At 66.4% G+C, this 19,790-nt stretch carries 20 protein-coding genes; 12 read left to right on the top strand and 8 right to left on the bottom strand.

What is annotated here, in order from left to right; genetic code table 11:
- The first annotated feature begins 186 nt into the window (after nucleotides 1-186).
- The 3 genes from rsgA to ACIA75_RS05530 all read left to right on the top strand — a co-directional run bounded on the left by rsgA (nucleotide 187) and on the right by ACIA75_RS05530 (nucleotide 1,986).
- Nucleotides 187-1,230 (top strand): ribosome small subunit-dependent GTPase A, encoded by a 1,044-nt coding sequence (gene rsgA, locus ACIA75_RS05540; protein ID WP_397100200.1) that lies wholly within the window; start codon nucleotides 187-189, stop codon nucleotides 1,228-1,230.
- 115 nt (nucleotides 1,231-1,345) lie between these two features.
- The gene (locus ACIA75_RS05535) at nucleotides 1,346-1,555 is read left to right on the top strand and encodes a type II toxin-antitoxin system VapB family antitoxin (protein WP_397100198.1); all 210 of its coding nucleotides are present in this window, start codon (nucleotides 1,346-1,348) and stop codon (nucleotides 1,553-1,555) included.
- Entirely contained in the window at nucleotides 1,552-1,986 is a 435-nt protein-coding gene (locus ACIA75_RS05530; RefSeq protein ID WP_397100196.1) for a PIN domain nuclease, read from the top strand. The genes ACIA75_RS05535 and ACIA75_RS05530 overlap by 4 nt, the downstream gene beginning before the upstream one ends.
- Nucleotides 1,987-2,384: 398 nt before the next feature.
- Here the strand turns inward: ACIA75_RS05530 and ACIA75_RS05525 are convergent, their stop codons facing one another.
- From ACIA75_RS05525 to ACIA75_RS05515, 3 genes are all read right to left on the bottom strand, one after another.
- Complete coding sequence (locus ACIA75_RS05525; protein ID WP_397100194.1) at nucleotides 2,385-3,806, bottom strand: hypothetical protein; 1,422 nt, start codon at nucleotides 3,804-3,806, stop codon at nucleotides 2,385-2,387.
- A 167-nt stretch (nucleotides 3,807-3,973) separates the two neighbouring features.
- A complete protein-coding gene (locus tag ACIA75_RS05520; RefSeq protein ID WP_397100192.1) occupies nucleotides 3,974-4,303 on the bottom strand; it encodes a hypothetical protein in 330 nt (109 codons plus the stop codon).
- A gap of 1 nt (nucleotide 4,304) precedes the next feature.
- Nucleotides 4,305-5,546, bottom strand: a complete 1,242-nt coding sequence (locus ACIA75_RS05515) for a Rieske 2Fe-2S domain-containing protein (RefSeq protein WP_397100190.1) — start codon at nucleotides 5,544-5,546, stop codon at nucleotides 4,305-4,307.
- Nucleotides 5,547-5,760: 214 nt separating this feature from the next.
- Between ACIA75_RS05515 and hsaA the strand changes: the two genes are divergently transcribed.
- The 4 genes from hsaA (at nucleotide 5,761) to hsaB (ending at nucleotide 9,418) form a co-directional block, all read left to right on the top strand.
- Nucleotides 5,761-6,924, top strand: coding sequence for a 3-hydroxy-9,10-secoandrosta-1,3,5(10)-triene-9,17-dione monooxygenase oxygenase subunit (gene hsaA / locus ACIA75_RS05510; RefSeq protein ID WP_397100188.1), 1,164 nt, complete (start codon nucleotides 5,761-5,763; stop codon nucleotides 6,922-6,924).
- On the top strand, nucleotides 6,924-7,802 hold the full coding sequence (hsaD, locus tag ACIA75_RS05505) for a 4,5:9,10-diseco-3-hydroxy-5,9,17-trioxoandrosta-1(10),2-diene-4-oate hydrolase (protein WP_397100186.1): 879 nt from the start codon (nucleotides 6,924-6,926) through the stop codon (nucleotides 7,800-7,802). The genes hsaA and hsaD overlap by 1 nt, the downstream gene beginning before the upstream one ends.
- A gap of 2 nt (nucleotides 7,803-7,804) precedes the next feature.
- On the top strand, nucleotides 7,805-8,704 hold the full coding sequence (gene hsaC, locus ACIA75_RS05500) for an iron-dependent extradiol dioxygenase HsaC (RefSeq protein WP_397100183.1): 900 nt from the start codon (nucleotides 7,805-7,807) through the stop codon (nucleotides 8,702-8,704).
- Nucleotides 8,705-8,800: 96 nt separating this feature from the next.
- Complete coding sequence (hsaB, locus tag ACIA75_RS05495; RefSeq protein ID WP_397100181.1) at nucleotides 8,801-9,418, top strand: 3-hydroxy-9,10-secoandrosta-1,3,5(10)-triene-9,17-dione monooxygenase reductase subunit; 618 nt, start codon at nucleotides 8,801-8,803, stop codon at nucleotides 9,416-9,418.
- 19 nt (nucleotides 9,419-9,437) lie between these two features.
- On the opposite strand, the gene ACIA75_RS05490 is transcribed toward hsaB, so the two are convergent.
- Nucleotides 9,438-10,316, bottom strand: coding sequence for an NAD(P)-dependent oxidoreductase (locus tag ACIA75_RS05490; RefSeq protein ID WP_397100179.1), 879 nt, complete (start codon nucleotides 10,314-10,316; stop codon nucleotides 9,438-9,440).
- Between the two features lie 149 nt (nucleotides 10,317-10,465).
- Here ACIA75_RS05490 and ACIA75_RS05485 point away from each other — a divergent pair, with 149 nt between their 5' ends.
- Both ACIA75_RS05485 and ACIA75_RS05480 read left to right on the top strand, forming a co-directional pair.
- Complete coding sequence (locus tag ACIA75_RS05485) at nucleotides 10,466-10,855, top strand: winged helix-turn-helix transcriptional regulator (protein ID WP_397100177.1); 390 nt, start codon at nucleotides 10,466-10,468, stop codon at nucleotides 10,853-10,855.
- 139 nt (nucleotides 10,856-10,994) lie between these two features.
- The gene (locus tag ACIA75_RS05480) at nucleotides 10,995-11,327 is read left to right on the top strand and encodes a hypothetical protein (protein WP_397100175.1); all 333 of its coding nucleotides are present in this window, start codon (nucleotides 10,995-10,997) and stop codon (nucleotides 11,325-11,327) included.
- 335 nt (nucleotides 11,328-11,662) lie between these two features.
- Here the strand turns inward: ACIA75_RS05480 and ACIA75_RS05475 are convergent, their stop codons facing one another.
- Nucleotides 11,663-12,616: a helix-turn-helix transcriptional regulator gene (locus tag ACIA75_RS05475; RefSeq protein WP_397100173.1), complete on the bottom strand. Its 954-nt coding sequence runs from the start codon at nucleotides 12,614-12,616 to the stop codon at nucleotides 11,663-11,665.
- Between the two features lie 98 nt (nucleotides 12,617-12,714).
- Here ACIA75_RS05475 and ACIA75_RS05470 point away from each other — a divergent pair, with 98 nt between their 5' ends.
- Nucleotides 12,715-13,326 (top strand): TIGR03086 family metal-binding protein, encoded by a 612-nt coding sequence (locus tag ACIA75_RS05470; protein ID WP_397100171.1) that lies wholly within the window; start codon nucleotides 12,715-12,717, stop codon nucleotides 13,324-13,326.
- Between the two features lie 32 nt (nucleotides 13,327-13,358).
- Here ACIA75_RS05470 and ACIA75_RS05465 read toward each other — a convergent pair whose 3' ends face one another.
- The 3 genes from ACIA75_RS05465 to ACIA75_RS05455 form a co-directional block, all read right to left on the bottom strand.
- Nucleotides 13,359-13,985, bottom strand: a complete 627-nt coding sequence (locus ACIA75_RS05465; protein ID WP_397100169.1) for a GyrI-like domain-containing protein — start codon at nucleotides 13,983-13,985, stop codon at nucleotides 13,359-13,361.
- Between the two features lie 274 nt (nucleotides 13,986-14,259).
- The gene (locus tag ACIA75_RS05460) at nucleotides 14,260-15,099 is read right to left on the bottom strand and encodes a DUF5995 family protein (RefSeq protein WP_397100167.1); all 840 of its coding nucleotides are present in this window, start codon (nucleotides 15,097-15,099) and stop codon (nucleotides 14,260-14,262) included.
- A gap of 259 nt (nucleotides 15,100-15,358) precedes the next feature.
- Nucleotides 15,359-17,005: an FAD-binding protein gene (locus tag ACIA75_RS05455; protein ID WP_397100165.1), complete on the bottom strand. Its 1,647-nt coding sequence runs from the start codon at nucleotides 17,003-17,005 to the stop codon at nucleotides 15,359-15,361.
- A 104-nt stretch (nucleotides 17,006-17,109) separates the two neighbouring features.
- Between ACIA75_RS05455 and kstD the strand changes: the two genes are divergently transcribed.
- Nucleotides 17,110-18,819, top strand: coding sequence for a 3-oxosteroid 1-dehydrogenase (kstD, locus tag ACIA75_RS05450; RefSeq protein WP_397100162.1), 1,710 nt, complete (start codon nucleotides 17,110-17,112; stop codon nucleotides 18,817-18,819).
- Nucleotides 18,820-18,833: 14 nt separating this feature from the next.
- Nucleotides 18,834-19,697, top strand: coding sequence for a MaoC/PaaZ C-terminal domain-containing protein (locus ACIA75_RS05445; protein ID WP_397100160.1), 864 nt, complete (start codon nucleotides 18,834-18,836; stop codon nucleotides 19,695-19,697).
- Nucleotides 19,698-19,790: the final 93 nt, after the last annotated feature.

The raw sequence follows: 19,790 nt of genomic DNA, 5'->3' as shown, positions 1-19,790 counted from the left end.
GCGGGGATCGTCGCGACAGTGAGAGAGTGTGCCCCGGACAGCGAGTCGTGAGGGAGGTGGAGAGCGTGACAGTCGGTCGGATTGTCGTGCCGCGGCCGGTCGTACCGGTCGCCGCCCAGTTCTCCATCCCGAACCTTCCTCGCTGAACCCGGTCGGGTTCGGCGCCCGACGAAAGAATCTCTCACCATGGTCGACTACGACCTGCTCATCCCCTATGGCTGGACCGAAGCCGTAGCCGAGGACTATCTGCCGCATATCGACCCCGGTTTCGTGCCCGCCCGGATCGTGCGGATGGACCGCGGGGAATGCGATGTTGTCACTCCGTCCGGTCCGGCGCGCGCGATATGCCCGCGTTCGGATTCCGAAACCAGCGGCTTGTGCACCGGCGACTGGGTATCGCTCGACGCCCGGTCGCACGTTCGGGCACTGTTACCGCGCCGCTCGGTGATCGCCCGCTCGTCCGCGTCCGGTCGCTCCGAGAGCCAGGTCCTCGCCGCCAATGTCGACACCGTGCTGATCTGCACGGCCGCCGACGGCGATGTGGATCTGGGGCGGATCGAACGAATGCTCGCCCTGACCTGGGAGGGTGGCGCCCAGCCGGTCGTCGTCCTCACGAAGGCCGATGTCGCGGAGGACCTGCCCCTCCACGAAGTGCGCGCGGTAGCCCCCGGCTCCACCGTGCTGGCTGTCAGCGCGGAAACCGGCGCCGGTCTCGACGTGCTCACCGCCGCGCTCGACGGCACCGTCGTCCTGCTCGGTCCGTCGGGCGCCGGTAAATCCACGCTGGCCAATGCCCTGCTGGGTGCGGAGGTGTTCGCCACCGATCGGGTGCGCGCCGCCGACAAGAAGGGCCGCCACACCACAGTGCACCGGGAACTGCGCCCGCTTCCCGGCGGCGGAACTCTCATCGACACCCCCGGACTCCGCGGTGTGGGCGTATGGGATGCCGCCGAAGGCATCGGCCGGACCTTCAGCGATATCGAGGAATTCGCCCGGCAGTGCCGATTCGGCGACTGCGCCCACGACAGCGAACCGGGTTGCGCGGTGCGCGAAGCGGTCGACTCGGGCATCCTCACCCGCCGTCGCCTCGACAGCTACCGCAAACTGGCCCGGGAGAACGCATGGGTGCAGGCCCGCACCGATAAACGGCTACAAGCCGAACGCGACCAGGTCTGGCGCGGCATAGCCAAACAGCAGCGCCGCATGTACCGAGAACGCGGCACCCGCTGACACCCGACGCGACTGCTCCGGGCGGCGGCGACCAGGCACGGGAACCAACCGTCCCCGTGTCCGCCACCGCCCGGCGGGATAGACAGAAATATATATCAGACATATCCTGGGATATATGAAGACTGTCATCGACATCAACGACGAAACATTGGAACTGGCTGCCCGTGAACTGGGCACCACCAGCAAGAAGGACACAGTGAACGCGGCCCTGGAGTTCGTCGCACAGCGCCGCCAACGGATCGAGCAAGTCCTCAACGACCCCTTCGGGTTCGGGCTAGGCGAGGATATCAACGACCCGGAGGTGATGAAACAGGCCAGGCGATGAGCGCTATCACGCCACTTCGCCTGCATCTGGTCGACACCTCGGCCGCGGCGCGTATCAAGCACCCCGTTGTCCGCGAAACGCTTGCCGGGTTGATCGCAGATCGCGCTGCCGCCACGTGCGTCACCGTCGACCTGGAGGCCGGCTATTCCGGACGAAATCTCGCCGACCTCCAGAACATCGGACAGCGCCGTCGCACCCTGTATACGAACCTGCCCATCAACGAGACGATCGCAGATCGTGCCCGCGAAGTGCAGCAACTCATGGCCCGAAAGGGGCAGCATCGAGCCGCAGGTGTTGTCGATCTCCTCACCGCAGCGGTGGCGGAGTTCCACGGCGCGGTCGTACTGCATTACGACGCGGATTTCGAACATATCGCGGCGGTGACCCGGCAGCCCCAGCTCTGGATCGCGCCGCCCGGCAGTCTCGAATGATGCGGGCTACCCGGAACACCGAACTTGCGAAATGCACACGTTTATCGAACGCTGCGGATATGGAAGCCGAACCACGCGCACTCGAGGCGTTGTCGCAACTGCTCGCTCTACCGATCGATGAGATGCAGACGGGGATCGCCTCACGGTTGTCCACTACGTTCCCCTGGGCTGATCTTCTCCCCGCCCATGTACGCCCTGAGTTCGTCTCCGAGCTTCTCGATGTCTCCCGGACATGCCATTCGGTCGGCCGCTTCGACCGCTTGACCATCATCCTCGAAGCATGGAGAGCACCGCGAAGTCATACGCCGATACCGAATTGGCCCTCGACGCCTCGGATCTGCACTACTTCGACGACCCCGAGGTCGTGCCGGACCCCCGGACCGGCGAATGAGGGCGGTTCAGCGGATGCGCATGATGCCGGTGATCGTGCCCTGCCACAGTTCGCCGCTCGCTGTCGTGAGGCCGGCCATCTGCAAGGTGTCGGCAACGATCGTGGCCGACATCGGGTGCTTCGCGGTGACTTCACCGGTATTCGGATCGATGACGCCGTAGGCATAGCCGTCCAGCGGAGTTGTCAGACCCAGTCCGAGGCGGAGGACTGTGTAGATATTGCCGTCGGCAGCGGACAGTTTCGGGACTGCGGCGCTGCGGGCCTTGCTGTCCCAAACGGTGTGGCAGCCATCGGCGTCGATATCCACTCTGGTCATCCCGCCGGCGAACGGGGCGATCGCGGGTTCCGCGGGGCCCGCGTCGTCGGGGACCGTGGGATAGGGATAGCCGTAGGTGCCGGCGACGAAGACCGATCGGCCGATGCCGATGGGGGAATTCTCGCTGCCCGGACCGCCCTGGGTGAGCACCGGCTGGTTGCAGACGAGTTCGCCGGTGCCGGCGCGGTAGACCAGCAGGTGTACCTGATCGTCGGCGTTATCGACGATGGTCAGGTATTCGGTGCCGTCGCCGGGCCCGAAGTAGGTCGGCGTCGAGCCGGTACCCCAGCTGAGCTGGCCCGGTTTACGTGCCGGACCTCGATCGTAGGGGGCACGCCACAGCACCGTCGGCGCTCCCGAATCGCCGGCCCGGAATTCGTAGAGCGCGTGGGTGGTCGCGACCGCGACCCCGTCCGGCGAGGACGAGATACTGTTGGCCACCCGCTCACCGACCGGGAGTTGGTGGGTGGTCACGGCACCGCCACGCCCGACCTTGCCGACCAGTCCGGCACCGGTGGCGAACCAGACATTGCCCGACCAGTCCGGCACCAGACCGGTGACCGCGTCGCCCTCCGGGATCACTCCCGTCAGGTCGGTGTTCTCCGCAACTGCCAGACTCCATTTGCCGTCGCTGCCGCGCGTGTGGGAGATCCGCAGCAGCCGCCGTTCCCCGTCGACGACCACCAGACGGTTCTCGTTGTCCAGATAGGCATAGACACCACCGAGCAGGCTGCCTTTGGTGAGACTCAGTTTCGCGGCCGGCGGGCCGATAGGGCCCTTCGCGGGGTCGAACAGGTAGACGGTCGGCGCGCGGTCGACGATGGCCGTGCACAAGGCGACGACCATACCGTCCGAGCCCTGCAGAATGGTCGGGCAGGCTGCCGCCAGCGGATCACCGGACGGGATCACCCAGCCCGTACCGGGCCCGGCCAGTGGTGTCACGTCCGAGGATCCGGCGTCGCCGTGCATGGTCGCGGTGCCGAGCGGCCCGAGGTGGGGGTTCGCCGGACCTATCGGTCCCCAGCCGGGTTGAGCACTCGACGGAATCGCGGTGAGCGCGAGCGCGGCGGCGAGTACCGGCAGCAGCCGGCAGGCGGAACGGGCAATTCGCATGGCGGCATATTATTGGAACTTGTTACAGTTCGGGCCGAATCGGGCGGGGTACATCGGGATCCCATCCGGTCCGGAAAGGCCCCTACGGTAGCGGCGGTGCGGCGCTTCGGTCAGCACGGTCCTGACCGAAGCCTGTGGCCGGAATACGCGGCCGCGCCACCGAAGAACTACTCCGGGACGTCGAGGACGCCCTCGTCGACCGCCCATTTGATGGTCTTCTGCAAACGTTCGCAGGTATCCGGGCGACCCGGCCCGCAGCCCTTGGCGCTGAGCTCGGCGAACACCGGACACTGCGTCGCAGGATTGCCGGTCCACTGCACCGAGGTCTGCCGGGAACTGCTCTTGCGGACCAGCACCTCGGTATGGCAGGCCTGACACCGCAGCGGTGTCAGGCCTTCCTCCAGGTACCGTTCCCGGTCCACGACCGTCTGGGCCCGCACCGCGTCCCGCCGCGCGGGCTGGTCGGCAAAGTCGGGTGCTTTCGCCCAGCTCGGCATGTCAGACTCCTGCCTCCGCTTGGTCGGCGTCCGCCGAGGCACTACGCGGTTCGGCCGCGGCCGCCGCCTCTTCCTCGCGCTTACGCCGCAGGTTGTCTTCGACCTCGGCCTCCCAGGCCTCGTTCGCCTTGGTCGTATCGACCTCGAACTCGAAGCGCTGGGTCATCTTGTCCGTCACATCCGCAACGTCCACATAGAACTGGTCGTACCAGCGACGCAGCTGGTAGACCGGCCCGTCCTCCTCGCAGAGCAGCGGGTTCTCGACCTTGGACTTGTGCTTCCAGATCTCCACGTCCTGCAGGAAGCCGTCGCCGAAGAAATCGGCCATGGTCTGCGCGAGGTTCTGCGCCGTCTCGTCGTCGAGGCCCTTCGGCTTCTCGACGGTGAGGCCCCACTGCAGCATGAACGAATCCTGCGACACCGGGTAGTGGCAGTTGATCAGGTTGATGGTGATCTCGTAGCCGCCGTAGCTGTTGATCAACGGGTTGATCATGTAGGACGGCCCGAAGTACGACGCCTCCGATTTCAACAGCTGATCGCCGGCGTACTTGGCACCCAGTCCGACGTCGGGGCGACCCTTGGTCTCCAGGAACTGAGTGGCGACATGCCCCTCGAAAACGTTCTTGAAGTAGGTCGGGAAGGCGAAGTGGATATAGAAGAAGTGCGCCATATCCACGACGTTGTCGATGATCTCGCGGCAGTTCGCGCCCTCGATCAGCAGCTGATTCCAGGTCCACGCCGTCCAGCCGCTGTCGAGTTCCTCGACCGGGTTGCCGTCGGCATCGGTGTAGGGGCCCTCGATGTACGGGATCGTCACTTCGGGCGGCGGCTCGTTGCGCTCGTGGTCGTGCCAGACGAAGAGCTGGCCGTTGCGTTCCAGGGTGGTCCAGCGCCGGGTCCGGGCCAGCGGCGGCACACGCCGGGCGTACGGAATGGACGTGCATTTGCCGTTCGCGCCCCAGCGCCAGTCGTGGAACGGGCAGGCGATGTCGTCGCCTTTCACCTCACCCATGCTGAGGTCACCGCCCATATGGCGGCAGTACGCGTCGAGCACGTGCAGCTCGTCGTTGCTGTCGGCCCAGATCACGAGTTTGGTGCCGAAGGCTTGGACCGAGTGCGGTTTGCCGTCCCGGAAGTTCTGCGCCAGGCCCAGGCAATGCCATCCGCGCGCGTACCGGTCGGGGGTCGAGCCGACGTCGAGCTCCCGTACCTTCGCCCCACCGCTTGCCGGGGTTACTGCCATCGCGATTCCTCCTCCTGCTGTACTAGAACACGTTACAAAACTGGCGCCCCGAACGCCAGCGATTCACACCACATCCAGCACATGTCCCATATTCGCAGCACGCAGACACCGGTTCTCGACATGAACGAGAACCTGTTCTAGTCTCAGAAGTAAATTCTGCGTTGAGCAGATAACTACCGGTTAGCAAAACAACCAGGCAGGAGCAGGGCCGGAGATGACGCGAGAAGTGACCGAACGGGTCGAAGCGCTATTGCCCACGCTGCGCGCCCGCGCACAGGAAGCCGAAGATCTTCGGCAGATCCCCGAAGAATCCATCAAGGACCTACAGGAAGCCGGGTTCTTCCGGCTGCTGCAGCCGAAGCAGTGGGGCGGTCACGCCGCGGATCCGGTCGTCTTCTACGACACCGTCCGCAAGATCGCCAGCGCCTGCGGTTCCACCGGCTGGGTCGCCGGCATCATCGGCGTGCACAACTGGCATATCGCCCTCTTCGGCCAGGAGGCCCAGGAAGAGGTGTGGGGCGAGAACACCGATGTGCGGATCTCCTCCTCCTACGCCCCGATGGGCGCGGGGACCGTGGTCGACGGCGGCTACCGGGTCAGCGGCTCGTGGGCCTGGTCGTCGGGGTCAGGTCACGCGGACTGGACCTTCGTCGGCGGCCCGGTGATCAAGAACGGCAAGCCGGTCGATTTCGGCAGCTTCCTGATCCCGCGGTCGGAGTACGAGATCGACGACGTCTGGAACGTGGTCGGACTGCGCGGCACCGGGTCGAACACGCTCGTGGTCAAGGATGTCTTCGTGCCTACGCACCGCTTCCTGAGCTACAAGACCATGAACGATCTGAAATCGCCGGGTCTGGAACGCAACACCGATCCCGTGTACAAGATGCCGTGGGGCACCATCCATCCCACCACCATCTCCGCACCGATCGTCGGAATGGCCTACGGCGCTTATGAGGCGCATGTCGAGCACCAGGGTAAGCGCCTGCGCGCGGCCTACGCCGGCGAGAAGGCCAAGGAGGATCCGTTCACCAAGGTGCGGATCGCCGAGGCGTCCAGCGATATCGACGCCGCGTGGCGGCAGCTGTCGGGCAATGTCGCCGACGAGTACGCGCTGCTGCTGGAGGGTAAGGAAATCCCGTTCGACCTGCGGGTCCGCGCCCGGCGCGATCAGGTCCGTGCGACCGGCCGGGCCATCGCCTCGATCGACAAACTGTTCGAGAGCTCCGGTGCCACCGCGCTGGTCAACGGCACGCCGCTGCAGCGGTTCTGGCGGGACGCGCACGCCGGCCGGGTGCACGCCTCCAACGATCCGGAACGCGCCTACGTCATGTACGGCACGCACGAGTTCGGTCTGCCGGTCGCGGACGGGATGGTGTGATGACCTCGACCGCCGAACTCACCTACGAGTCCACCTCGAAGTTCGCGCAGGTGCGGCCGGACCTGAAACTGCACTACCACGAAGCTGGAGTCGGTAACGGTCCCACCATCGTGCTGCTGCACGGCGGCGGACCGGGCGCTTCGTCGTGGTCGAACTTCTCCCGCAACATCCCGGTGCTGGCCCGCGATTTCCATGTGATCGCGGTGGACCAGCCCGGATACGGGCAGTCCGATAAGCCGACCGAGCATCCGCAGTACTTCGTGCACAGCTCCTCGGCGCTGAAAGACCTGCTGGACACCCTGGACATCACCGGCCGTGTCCACCTGCTGGGCAACTCACTCGGCGGTGGCGCCGCGGTGCGGTTCGCGCTCGACTACCCCGATCGCGCCGGGAAACTGATCCTGATGGGCCCGGGCGGGCTGAGCACCAACCTGTTCGCGCCCGATCCCACCGAGGGTGTCAAACTGCTCGGCAAATTCAATATGGAACCCACCCGGGAGAACCTCGAGGCGTTCCTCCGGATCATGGTGTTCGACCAGTCCCTGGTCACCGACGAATTGATCGAGGAACGGTTCGCCTCGGCGAGCACTCCGGAAGCCCTGGCCGCCACCCGCGCCATGGGCAAATCCTTCGCGAGCGCCGATTTCGAAAAAGGCATGCTGTGGCGCGACGCCTACAAACTCCGCCAGCCGGTCCTGCTGATCTGGGGCCGGGAAGATCGGGTGAATCCGCTGGACGGAGCCCTGGTGGCGCTGAAGAACATCCCGCGCGCGCAACTGCATGTCTTCGGCGGTTGCGGGCACTGGGCGCAGTTGGAAAAGTTCGCCGAGTTCAACCGGCTGGCAACTGATTTCCTGAGCGGCGTCAAGGAGAAGTAGCGATGAGTATCAAGGCACTCGGGTACATGCGGATCGAAGCCACCGATATGGCGGCTTGGCGCGAGTACGGGCTGAAAGTGCTCGGGATGATGGAGGGCAGCGGGGCGAACCCCGATGCGCTCTACCTGCGCATGGACGATTTCGCCGCACGCCTGGTGATCGTGCCCGGCGAGCAGGATCGGCTGCTGGTCTCCGGCTGGGAGGTCACCGACGGTCCGGCGTTGCAACGGCTCCGGGAGACCCTCGAGAAGGAGGGCATCTCCTACACCGAGGGCACCAAGGAGGAGCTCGACGAACGCCGGGTCGAGGGCATGATCCGATTCCAGGACCCCTCCGACAACACGCTCGAGGCGTTCTACGGTGCGCAGTACCTGGGCCGCCGGTTCGTCAGCCCCTACGGCCACAAATTCGTCACCGCGGAACAGGGCCTCGGACACGTCGTCCTGACCTGCACCGACGACGCCGCGGCACAGGCCTTCTACCAGGATGTGCTCGGGTTCCGGCTGCGGGATTCGATGCGGTTGCCGCCGCAGCTGGTGGGCCGCCCGGCGGACGGGGACCCGGCCTGGCTGCGGTTCTACGGCTGCAATCCGCGCCATCACGCGCTGGCGTTCATGCCGTTGCCCAATCCGACCGGCATCGTGCACCTGATGGTCGAGGTGGAGAACTCCGACGATGTCGGCCTGTGCCTGGATCGCGCCCAGCGCAAGAAGGTGAAGATGTCGGCGACCCTCGGCCGGCATATCAACGACAAGATGCTGTCGTTCTATATGAAGACCCCGGGCGGATTCGATATCGAATTCGGCTGTGAAGGACTGGAAGTCGACGACGACCGCTGGACAGCGCGGGAATCCACCGCGGTGAGCCTGTGGGGCCACGACTTCTCGGTGGGTTTCCAGTGATCTCCGGCCGTGCCCGATGCGATACTCGCACCGGGCACGGCCGAATCCGGCGGCCCGCCCGCCGGCTTATCGGTACGAGGCGAGGACGGTATGAACGTGACGGCACCAGCGGACCCGGCGGACGGCGCCACCGAGACGGCGGCTGAGCAGCCCACCATCGACCCCCGGCAGTTCCGCAATATCCTCGGGCAGTTCTGTACCGGGATCACGGTCATCACCACGTTCACCGGCGAGAACACCCCGATCGGCTTCGCCTGCCAATCCTTCGCTGCCCTCTCCCTCGACCCGCCGCTCGTCCTCTTCTGCCCGACCAAGGGCTCCCGCTCCTGGGCCGCCATCGAGGACAACGGCCGCTTCTGCGTGAACGTCCTGGCCGAGGAACAGCAATCCGTCTGTGCGAAATTCGGCTCCCGCGAACCCGACAAATTCGGCGGAACCGACTGGCACACCTCAGAACTCGGACTCCCCCGCCTGGACAACTCCCTCGCGACCATCGAATGTTCGGTGGACCGGGTGGTGGACGGCGGCGACCATTACATCGTCATCGGCCGGGTCGAGGGTATGGCGGAAACCGCCGCGACAACGAACGGCCGCCCCCTGCTGTTCTACCGCGGCCAATACACCGCCATCGAACCGGAGAAGACCACCCCGGCCCCTTGGCGCGCCGACCTGGATCACTTCCTCACCACCACCACTCTGGACACCTGGCTCTGACCGCCGGCTGTCCCGGCCCCTATCGATTGCCGGCCAGTTCCTCCACGATTCGTTCCAGACCCTCACCCGCCCGGCCGTCGGCGATCTGCCGGTCGATGAGGTTCTTGATGGGGCCGACGATGTCCAGGCCCACTCCGGCGTCCCGGCTGGCCCGGACGATCGCGTCGAAGGCCGGCTTGTGGAACCGTGCGGGCTGCACCTCGTCGGTGTAGTCGCCGCTGTCGATCACCGTGGCGTACGCCGGTAGCAGCTCGGCCATGGCAGCCACGTATGCGGCGGCTCGCGGTGCGAACGAGGCGGCGCTGATACCCGCAGACCGCACCATGGCGGCACCGTGGAAGAACCCGGTGAACATCGCGTACATACCGGCCAGCAGCGCGAAATCGTAGAGTGCCGCCGTTCCGGGATCGTCACCGAAATAGTCTGCGGCGGAGAGCTTCTCGAGATCAGACCGGAACCGGTCGAAGACGGACACGGCTCCGCTGTACAGGATCGAAGCGCCCGGCCCGCCGATCATGGGCGGTACGGCCATGATCCCGCCGTCGAGGAATTCGATCCCGTGACCGGCGGCCCAGGCACCGAGTTCCCGGGATTCCTCGGGTGCGGTGCTGGTCAGGTTGATCAGGGCTTTGCCCTTCAGCTGTTCGGCCAGCGGGTCGAGTACCGCGTGCACGGAGGCGTGGTCACTCAGCACCACAACAACCAGCTGGGCCGCCGCGACAGCCGACGCCGCATCCGGGCCGCTCACCGCCCCCGCGGCCACGAGTTCGGCGGCCTTACCCGGCGTCCGGTTCCACACGGTGGTGGGATTGCCGCTGCCTACCAAGGTGGCGGCGATGGCACGCCCCATCGGTCCGAGGCCGAGGACGGCCACTGCTGTCTGCCGGGTTGGGGTCATAACTGCCGACTTCCTTTACTGAGACGAAGGTGAACTCTGTGCTCGGCGCGCGCCGTGATCAACAATCGCCAACACTGGATGCCGGAACAAGTACCCACTATTCGGTGGGGTACTTACCGGAACGTATGTGAACAGGCAGCGGAGCTGGCATGGGTGAGAAGAGATTCGGTCCGTACTTCTGCGGGATCGACGCCGCTATGGATGTCATCAGCGGCAAGTGGAAAGGCCTGATTCTCTGGGAGCTGGAGAACTACGGGGTACGCAGGTACGGCGAATTGCGGCGCGGGCTACCGGGCGTCTCGGAGAAGATGCTGATCCAGCAGCTGCGTGAACTCGAAGAGGACGGCCTGATCGACCGGCGAGCCTATCCGGAGGTACCGCCCCGGGTGGAGTACCGCCTCACCGACCTGGGCCGGACACTGAACACCGCGCTCGAACCGCTGGCCGCGTGGGGTCGTGCGCGGATCGAGCGGGTCGGCGCCGCACGCGTCCAGCCGCCGTCCGGTACGAATCCGGAAGCCGGCTCAGCCCCGGAGTAGAACCCGTCCGGCGGTTGGCGGGGCGCGAGCCAGCGCCGAATACCATTTGGTCTGTTTTTTCGGAGTCCGGTGATAGTGTTTCGCGGCCGTCGGCCTTCCGCCGGCTTACGTTGCCGTTTATCACGGAACTCCGGAATGGATGGCAGTTTCGGCATTCGCGGCGCTCTACGTGCTGGGTTACCTGGTGACAGTCGCGCTGCGGTCCCGGCGTATTGTCCACCGCGTCGACCACAGAGTGGCCGAGGTGATGGGGCGATCGGTCGTGGACTCGATGATCGACCACGATATCCGTAACCGACACTCGCTGCCCGGTTTCGCGCGGCTCATGCTCGCCGTGTACAGCCCCACGGAAGCCCAGCGCGCGCAGCGCCTGGACACCACCTTCGGGCGGCATCTCACCGCCGGTCAGGCACCACCTCCACCGGACGCAACCGGGAACGGCCAACCTCCTCAGGATGCGGCTGTGAAATAGGCCCGCAGGGTATTCACCGTGGCCGGCGGCGGGAATTCAGGAGTCCGCGCCGACCAGACCGTCCGAGCGACCACCCCACGCCCCGCCGACCCGGATGCGGCAGCGGCGGCCGTCTGCCAGTTCGAGCGCTCAGAGCTCGGGGTTCTCGCCGGCCCCGACCGGCTCGAGCGGAGGATCGACAGTGAACCCGCGAAGTTCGCGATTCCGCGGATCGTCGGCGCAGAGGAGTTCGGTGCGGCTCGGTGCCGGCCGGCAGCCGCGCGCCCCGGCACGGACCGGTGTCGAAATCATTCGCTGTACACCGGTATTCACCGAACCGACGAGGGTGCTCACCCTCAGAGATGCGCGACCGCTTCCCGGTACCGCCGGCCCAGCGTGCGGAGATGGTCCACCAGCTCCGGTGGTCCGTCGATCCGGAAATCCATCATCAGCATGCTCAGGTAGATGGCTATTGTCTCCATGGCGTCCGCGCCGGTCAGCAGCAGACAGGAGTTGTCGTCGATCGGTTCCACCACACCGACCGCCGGATTGATCCGGGCGATAACGGTTTCCGCTGGTTCGAGCACGGTGACCCGCGCATGCACCTTCCATCCTGCCGAAGCGATCTCCCGGAGTACGAACGCCACCAGATCGTCTTCGGGCAGCGGGCGGGCGGCGAATCGGCGACTGCCCGCTACCACCCGGCGCCGGTCGGCTACCGGAAAAGCCCGCCAGGTATGACCGTCCAGGTCGTAGCCGACCAGATACCAGCGGCGCTGCCAGCCGACCAGACGGTAGGGCTCCACTCGATAATCGTCGAGTTCGAGAACCCTGGTGGCACGGATCGCGGCGGCGATCGTGGCCAGCGTTTCCGCGGGCACCGGCGCATCCGGCTCGCGGGACCCGATCGTTGCCGGGCCCACAGCGGTGGTTTCGCGCAAGGCATTCACGGTGCGCTGCAATCGTTTCGGCAGAATCCGTTCCAGCTTGGCCAGGGCCCGCTTCACACTCTGGTCGATATCGGCGATCCCGGTGGAGCCGTCCTCGGCGAGACCCACCGCAACAGCGACAGCGATCGCCTCGTCGTCGTCGAGCAGGAGCGGCGGCATGGTGGCGCCCTGCCCGAGGCGGTAGCCGCCGACCTGACCGCGGGTGGCGTGCACCGGATAGCCGAGGTCGCGCAACCGGGCAATGTCCTGACGCAGGGTGCGGTCAGTGATTCCGAGGCGTTGCGCGAGCTCGGGTCCGGTGTAGCCGCGGTCCTGGAGCAGCGAGAGCAATCGGAGCACCCGCGTAGTGGTGGAGGTCACAAAATCTCCATTCGAACCGATACGGCAATCAGGAACAAAATGAGCCTAATACCGCCATATGCTGAGATCAACGCCGAAAACGACCGAGAGGCAAGTCGATGGAAACCACCGCAGCTCAGCACGACAGCACCGCCCAGCTCGCACCGATCTGGCGCGATGTCCTGACCGCCGCGCACGCTGCGCTGCGCTCCGCGGTCGCCGGAGTCGCACCGGACCAGTGGCAGCTGGCGACTCCGTGCTCGGACTGGAATGTCACGCAGGTGGCCGAGCACGCCGCCGGTGACCAGCGCGCCTACGCCGCGGCGCTCGGCGTGGGCCCCGGGCCCGCCTACGACCCTTTCTCCCCGACCGGAGATATCCCCGGCGGCCCGGTCGCGCTGGTCGCCACCGCGCTGGACGAGACAGCAACCGCGTGGGCGACCGTCACCGACGACACCGAAACCGTCCCCACCCCACTCCCCTTCGGCCCGCTGCCCACACCGGTCGCCGCTGTGCTGTGCGCCTTGGACGCCGCGGTGCACGCCTGGGATATCGCGGTCGCCACGGGACAGGAGTCGCCGCTGACCGACGACCTGTCGGCCCCGATACTCGCAGCCGCGCACGGCCGGATCGAACCGCTGCGCGACTGGGGAGCCTACGGCGCGATCGTCGACGGCGAGGACGGCACCAGCACAGACCGGTTGCTGCGCTACCTGGGCCGGCGCCCTTGATCTCGGGCCGGTCGCTGAAGTCGAGTGCGGAGTTACGTATTACGCTCGGCGACCGGCTGCCGGAGGATGGTTCGCCGCTTCTCCGGTGCCACCTTGCGCGCATCGCTGAGATAGATCTCGTGATGCTTGCCGACCATGCGGAATCCGTTGCCCGGGATGAACTGGTTGTGCATACGCGCGAGCACCTCGGCCTCGGCATCGAAGGGGCCGATATGCAACGTCTGCACACAGCGCCTCTCGGACAACGACTCCAACCGCACCTCGTCCAGCCGCGCCGGCCGGTTCTTCGCACCCGCCTGCTCGACGGCGACTGTGAACATCGCCGCGTCGATCCAATCCGGGACCATGATCATCAGCGTCCAGTCCCACCGCGACTTGTCCCGCGCCGCCGTGAACGAGTCCATGTCCGCGGCCCACCACAACCCCTCCAGTGGCATCACGACATAGTCGCGGTCGAGGTCGCGTTTACTGGCGAATTTCAGCTTGTACGCCACCGGGTAGAGCGCTTCTACCGCCCCAGTGAACTCGGTCGAGGTGTTCGGGTCGCCGTGGCCATCGATCATGAGGTACTGCAGATCGGGCACCTCCAGGACACGGAATCGGTCGCGTTTCGCCCGATAGGCATCGAGGGACTTCTTGAAGTCGGTTTTTTCTGTCATCAGGAGCCCACCGCTGTGCTGCCGGCGCCCGAGCGCGGTTTCACGGCTTCTTTCACGATCGCCAACGTACTGGTCGTTCCGGCCGGATACCGTCCTGAATTGCGCGACATAATGCGAACCGAGTCTTCACCCTGGACGAGAGCGACTTCCGGCGCTTATCGCCCCTGGGCAAGCACACCTACTTCGGGATCTTGCCGACCGATAATCCCTCCTACGGCGGTCCGTTTCCCGCACAGTCCGGCAGGTCGTCGGCGCAATGCTCCGGTGTCATGGCTTACAGGGTTTTCACGGCGGTATCGATGGATCTCCACACCAGGTTCATCTGGGCTTCGGTCAGGCCGCGCAGGAACGGGCTCTGTAAAGCCAGGCCGTTGGCGAAGTTGATCGCGTTGGAGCCGCTGAAGCCGATCCTGACGATTCGGTCGCCTGCCAGTGCCTCGAGGGCTGGACCGACGGCGTCGCCGAAAACCGCCTTGGTCCGGTCGACGATGACGTATCTGTTGCTCGATATCGTGCCGAGGACCGTGAAGTAGTCGCGCGCGTTCGCCCGCTGGGAACCGATCGCGGCGACCGCGTGGGGCATGTCCACAGTGAAATGGGCGTTGTATCCGGCCATGGTGACGTGCCCGAGCGAAAGGTCGCAGTTGTGGGCCAGTTCGAAGTGGCGCGCCCAGCGCGCTTCGACGGGCCCGCCGCTGAACTCCCCGTGCAGGTTCCGCAGGAACTGACCCATCACCTCGATGCTGAGTCGATGGACGTAGTCGGGGTTGTCGAACTCCGATTCCCTGCGCTGTAGTGGCAGCACCGCGACCTGTTCGAGGGCGTCGAGGCCGAGCGCGAACGTCGCACGCCGATCTTTGTGCTGGGCCAGGATTTCGGTGATTCTGTTCAGGCGGGCAGCGGTGGTTTCCAGCCGCGGCAGGGACGGGCCGCTCGGTAGGGTCCCGAGGTCGGACAGGGCGACGATCTCGGACACCTCGGCGGCGGCGAGTGGTTCGCCGCAGGCGGCGGACACCGGAGTCGAGGGGACGCCAGATGCGGGCTGCGCCGGAACGAGCACGGCGACGACAGTCGTGCACGAGAGAAAGATGCCGCGAACGAGAGTGCTACGCATGAACCGGAGCGTAGACAGACATGGCGAATCAGGGTGGTGCTCACGCTGAACGCTGGGCTGACATCCAGCCGACTCCGCCGATCCGCTGTGCGTCTCGACACCACTCCGGAGGGCAGTTATCGCGAGAGCCGATAACGACGGTCATCAAGACCCTCGGAACGCTCGGACGCGTGACCGGACTCGCGCTTGTCGCCCACGGTGTCGGTCGTGCTCCGATGTCCACCATTCGGACAGGAGCCTCGGATTGGCAGCTCAGCCGCTAGCGCCCTTCGGCAGAGACGCCCTTTCCGGAGTTTCCGGACACGCCTTCGGTGAGGGCCTGCTCACCGGCCGCGCTCCGGCCCGCGCGACGGCCGGAGAAGATGCAGTCGGACAGCGAAAGGCCACTGACATAGGAGTTCACGCAGATCCCGGCCGCGGTCCGGCCGGCGGCGTAGAGACCCGGGATATCGACTCCGTCGGTGCTCTTGACCGCGCCCGTCTCCTCGTCGACCAGCAGGCCGCCGACGGTGAACATCGGGCACGGGTTGGTCAGGCTGGGTTTGATCGAGACGTCCAGTAACCAGTACGGGCCGGCACCCACCGGTCGGACGTATTCGGCGGGTTTACCCACCGGGTCCGGCGCGCCGGTGGCGTAGGCACTGTTGTGGGCGGCCACCGTTTCCCGGAGGCCCCCGGGGTCGATACCCGCGGCGGCGGCCACCGCGTCCAGGGTCTTTCCGCGCTTGGCTTTGCGGCGCATGACCTCGAACTGCATCCGCTGGAACCAGGCGGCCTGCGGGCCGATCTGGGAGAGGGCGGTGCGCATGAGCTCGTCGTCGGCGAGCAACCAGCCGATACCGTCGTGCCGGTTGATCAGGGCATCACCGACCGCAGCGCCGTAACGGGTTTCGTCGATGACCCGCTGCCCCTTCCCGTCCACCAGCAGCGCTCCGGCGAACGAACTCGGCGGCAGCAGGAACCGCCAGGCCGAAACGTTTCCCATCCGGTCGGTGGCTGCCCCGACACTGCGGCCCAGTTCGATACCGCTGCCGTCGTCGCCGGAGCTGCCCAGTGCCAGCCCGTTCTTGTAGGCGGGCGCGTAGGCATGCAGCATTTCCCGGTTGGCGATGAAACCGCCGGCGGTCAGCACCACCCCGCGCCGGGCGAGCACCCGGATGGTGGTGCCGTAGCGCCGGTCGAGGCGGGCGAGCTGCTTTTCCAGGGCCTTGCGCAGGGGCGGGTAGTAGATACCCGGTTTGGCGGCGATAGCGGCCATCTTGATGTAGCGCGAGCGGACCCGGGCGGGCGCATCGCGCAATGTCCGGCATTCGACACCGACCACCGCGCCGGTGTCATCGGTGAGCAGGGCGGTAGCCGTGGTCAGGGATTCGACCCGGACGCCCTTGTTCGCGGCCGAGCGGGCCAGCGGGGCGAACAGTTTCTTCCCGGAGGTGCCCCACCCCTTGACGCGGTGGCCGCGTTGCGCCGGGGTGATATCGGCGAAGGCGCCGGAGATCTCGCTCCCGGAGTAGTAGAGGTAGTAGTCGTTGTTCGGGTAGGAGGTCTTGTACGGACACAGCGAGGCTTCGAACGGCACCCCGTGCCCGGTGAGCCAGTCGATCATGGCCGGGCTGCCCTCGACGAACCGGCGCAGGGTGGCCGGGGCGACGGCGTCACCGACCTCGCGCTCCAGATAGGCCAGCATCAGCTCCGGCGTGTCCTCGACCCCGCCCGCGCGCTGGACCCACGTCCCGCCGCCTCCGTAGATGATGCCGCCGGACAAGGCGGTCGCTCCGCCGCCGGTGAAACGGTCCAGGACGAGGACCTGGGCACCGTCCTCGGTGGCCTGCAGAGCGGTCGCGGCGCCGGCCGCGCCGTATCCGATGACCACGACGTCCGCGGTCAGGTCCCATTCCTGCACCATCTAGCCAACTCCACTGAAAATTGAAACGAGTTTCGCTGCCGTTAACGCGACAGAACAAGTCTTCTGCCACACAACATAGACCAACAGCGCTGTCATTCTATAACGTGTTCTACATGAACGATCGGGAATACGATGTGGTGGTGGTCGGCAGCGGCGCCGCCGGGATGACCGCCGCCCTCACCGCCGCGCACAACGGGCTGAGTGTGGTGATCCTGGAGAAGGCGCCGTACTACGGTGGGTCCACCGCGCGCTCCGGCGGCGGGGTCTGGATCCCCGGCAACAAGGCGCTGCGCGAATCGGGCGGGCCCGATGATCGCGAGGAAGCCCGCAGGTACCTGCACAGCATCATCGGCGACGTGGTCCCCGCCGAGCGGATCGATACCTACATCGACCGCGGCGCGGAAGCCATGAACTTCGTCTTGGCCCACTCTCCGCTGGAGATGACCTGGGTCAAGGGTTACTCCGACTACTACCCCGAAGCCCCCGGTGGCCGGGCCGGCGGCCGGTCCTGTGAACCGAAACCTTTCAACGCCATGATCCTCGGCGAGGAACGGTTCAACATCCACCCGCCCTACTCCAAAGCCCCGCTGAACGTCGCGGTCACCCAGGCCGATTTCGTCCGGCTGAACCTGATCCGCCGGCATCCCAAGGGCATGTTGCGGGCGCTGCGGGTCGGAGTGCGCACCTATTGGGCCAAGTTCACCCGTAAGCATCTGATGGTGATGGGTCAGGCGATCATCGCCGGGATGCGCAAGGGCCTGATGGACGCGAAGGTTCCCCTGCTGCTGGACACCCCGATGACCAAACTGGTCGTCGAAGACGGCAAGGTCACCGGTGTCGAAGCTACCCACAACGGCGAAACGGTCCGCTTCACCGCCCGCCACGGTGTGGTACTCGGCAGCGGCGGGTTCGAGCACAACGCCGAGATGCGCGCCAAGTACCAGCGGGAACCGATAACCACTGAGTGGACCACCGGCGCCGCCACCAACACCGGTGATGGCATCGTCGCGGGTATGGACGCGGGTGCCGCGATCGGCTTCATGGAGGACGCCTGGTGGGGTCCGACCATCTTCAAGGGCGGTAAGCCCTGGTTCGCGCTGTCCGAGCGCAACCTGCCGGGTTCGATCATGATCAACCCGCAGGGTGAGCGGTTCGGCAACGAATCCGCACCCTACGTGGAGGCCGTGCACACCATGTACGGCGGCGAGTACGGGCAGGGCGAGGGTCCCGGGGAGAACATCCCGACCTGGCTGGTCTTCGACCAGCGCTACCGCAACCGCTATATGTTCGCCAGCCTGCAGCCGGGCCTGAAGTTCCCGTCGCGCTGGATGGAGAACGACCTCATCGTCAAGGCCGCCACCCTGCAGGAACTGGCCGAGAAGATCGGGGTCCCCGCCGATAAACTCGCCGCCACCGTCGAACGCTTCAACTCGTTCGCCGAAACCGGCAAGGACGAGGACTACCACCGTGGCGACAGCCAGTACGACCGCTACTACGGCGACCCCACCGTCAAACCCAACCCCTGCCTGGCCGCGCTGGTCCAGGGCCCGTTCTACGCGGCCAAGATGGTGCCCGGCGACCTCGGCACCAAGGGTGGTCTCGTCGCCGACACCGCCGCCCGCGTGCTCCGCGAGGACGGCAGCCCGATCGACGGCCTCTACGCCTCCGGCAATGTCTCGACCCCGGTGATGGGCCACACCTACGCCGGGCCCGGCGCCACCATCGGCCCGGCCATCGCCTTCGGCTACTTGGCCGTCCACGACATCATCGAACGCAAGAAGACCGGGCCCGCCGCGTCACCGGCCGGGGCCTGAGGCGAGGAGAAGTTATGCCCATCGACCCCCAAGTCGCGCTCGGCGCCGAACTGCCGAGCAAGGAATTCTTCTGGACCGCGTCCGACGTAGCGCTCTACCACCTCGGTATCGGCGCCGGTCACCGCTGGACCGACCCTGCCGAACTGCGCTACCTCGACGATCGGGAACCGCAGGTTCTGCCCACCTTCGCCACCGTCGCGCACACCCTGCGCGATGTCGACCCGCCGAAGGTGAAGTTCCCCGGCGTCGATATCGACCTGGCCAAGGTGGTGCACGGCGCGCAGGAGATCCAGGTGCACCGGCCGCTGCCCGCCTCGGGTAAAGCGACCCGTACCGGCCGGATCAGCGAACTCTGGGACAAGGGTTCGAACGCGGTGATCGTGCAGGAATTCACGATCACCGGGTCCGACGGCGAAGCACTGTGGACCGAGCGCTCCTCGATCTTCGCCCGCGGCGAAGGCGGATTCGGCGGCGAACGCGGCCCGAGCAGCAAGTCCGAACTCCCCGACCGGGCCCCGGATTTCGACGTCACCACCGCGACCCTGCCGCAGCAGGCCCTGCTCTACCGCCTGTGCGGCGACCGCAACCCGCTGCACTCCGACCCCGAGTTCGCCAAGGGGGCAGGGTTCCCGGCGCCGATCCTGCACGGGCTGTGCACCTACGGGATCATCTGCAAAACCGCCACCGATACGGTGCTGGAGTCGGCGGCGAAGCGGGTCACCGGGTTCCGGGCGCGGTTCGCGGGGGTGCTGTTCCCTGGGGAAACGCTGCGGTCGCGGATCTGGCGGGAGCCGGGCCGGCTGACCATCAGCGCTACCGCGGTCGAACGCGAGAACGCACCGGTACTGGGAGATGTGGTGCTCACCTACGGCGAGTAACCGGACCCTTGCCGCCGTGTGGCCGATGGCCTCGCCGGAGGTCGTCGGCCACACGGCTTTCCGGGCCTGTCAGCCGGTGCGGGAGCGCTGGTC

The sequence above is a fragment of the Nocardia sp. NPDC051750 genome (genome assembly GCF_044453135.1).
Taxonomy (GTDB): domain Bacteria; phylum Actinomycetota; class Actinomycetes; order Mycobacteriales; family Mycobacteriaceae; genus Nocardia.
This window is presented reverse-complemented; position numbering and strand designations above follow the sequence as displayed.

Coding starts and splice junctions, on each gene's coding strand:
- rsgA (WP_397100200.1), top strand. CDS start 187: ATGGTCGACTACGACCTGCTCATCCCCTATGGCTGGACCGAAGCCGTA.
- ACIA75_RS05535 (WP_397100198.1), top strand. CDS start 1,346: ATGAAGACTGTCATCGACATCAACGACGAAACATTGGAACTGGCTGCC.
- ACIA75_RS05530 (WP_397100196.1), top strand. CDS start 1,552: ATGAGCGCTATCACGCCACTTCGCCTGCATCTGGTCGACACCTCGGCC.
- ACIA75_RS05525 (WP_397100194.1), bottom strand. CDS start 3,806: ATGCGAATTGCCCGTTCCGCCTGCCGGCTGCTGCCGGTACTCGCCGCC.
- ACIA75_RS05520 (WP_397100192.1), bottom strand. CDS start 4,303: ATGCCGAGCTGGGCGAAAGCACCCGACTTTGCCGACCAGCCCGCGCGG.
- ACIA75_RS05515 (WP_397100190.1), bottom strand. CDS start 5,546: ATGGCAGTAACCCCGGCAAGCGGTGGGGCGAAGGTACGGGAGCTCGAC.
- hsaA (WP_397100188.1), top strand. CDS start 5,761: ATGACGCGAGAAGTGACCGAACGGGTCGAAGCGCTATTGCCCACGCTG.
- hsaD (WP_397100186.1), top strand. CDS start 6,924: ATGACCTCGACCGCCGAACTCACCTACGAGTCCACCTCGAAGTTCGCG.
- hsaC (WP_397100183.1), top strand. CDS start 7,805: ATGAGTATCAAGGCACTCGGGTACATGCGGATCGAAGCCACCGATATG.
- ACIA75_RS05490 (WP_397100179.1), bottom strand. CDS start 10,316: ATGACCCCAACCCGGCAGACAGCAGTGGCCGTCCTCGGCCTCGGACCG.
- ACIA75_RS05485 (WP_397100177.1), top strand. CDS start 10,466: ATGGGTGAGAAGAGATTCGGTCCGTACTTCTGCGGGATCGACGCCGCT.
- ACIA75_RS05480 (WP_397100175.1), top strand. CDS start 10,995: ATGGCAGTTTCGGCATTCGCGGCGCTCTACGTGCTGGGTTACCTGGTG.
- ACIA75_RS05470 (WP_397100171.1), top strand. CDS start 12,715: ATGGAAACCACCGCAGCTCAGCACGACAGCACCGCCCAGCTCGCACCG.
- ACIA75_RS05465 (WP_397100169.1), bottom strand. CDS start 13,985: ATGACAGAAAAAACCGACTTCAAGAAGTCCCTCGATGCCTATCGGGCG.
- ACIA75_RS05460 (WP_397100167.1), bottom strand. CDS start 15,099: ATGCGTAGCACTCTCGTTCGCGGCATCTTTCTCTCGTGCACGACTGTC.
- ACIA75_RS05455 (WP_397100165.1), bottom strand. CDS start 17,005: ATGGTGCAGGAATGGGACCTGACCGCGGACGTCGTGGTCATCGGATAC.
- ACIA75_RS05445 (WP_397100160.1), top strand. CDS start 18,834: ATGCCCATCGACCCCCAAGTCGCGCTCGGCGCCGAACTGCCGAGCAAG.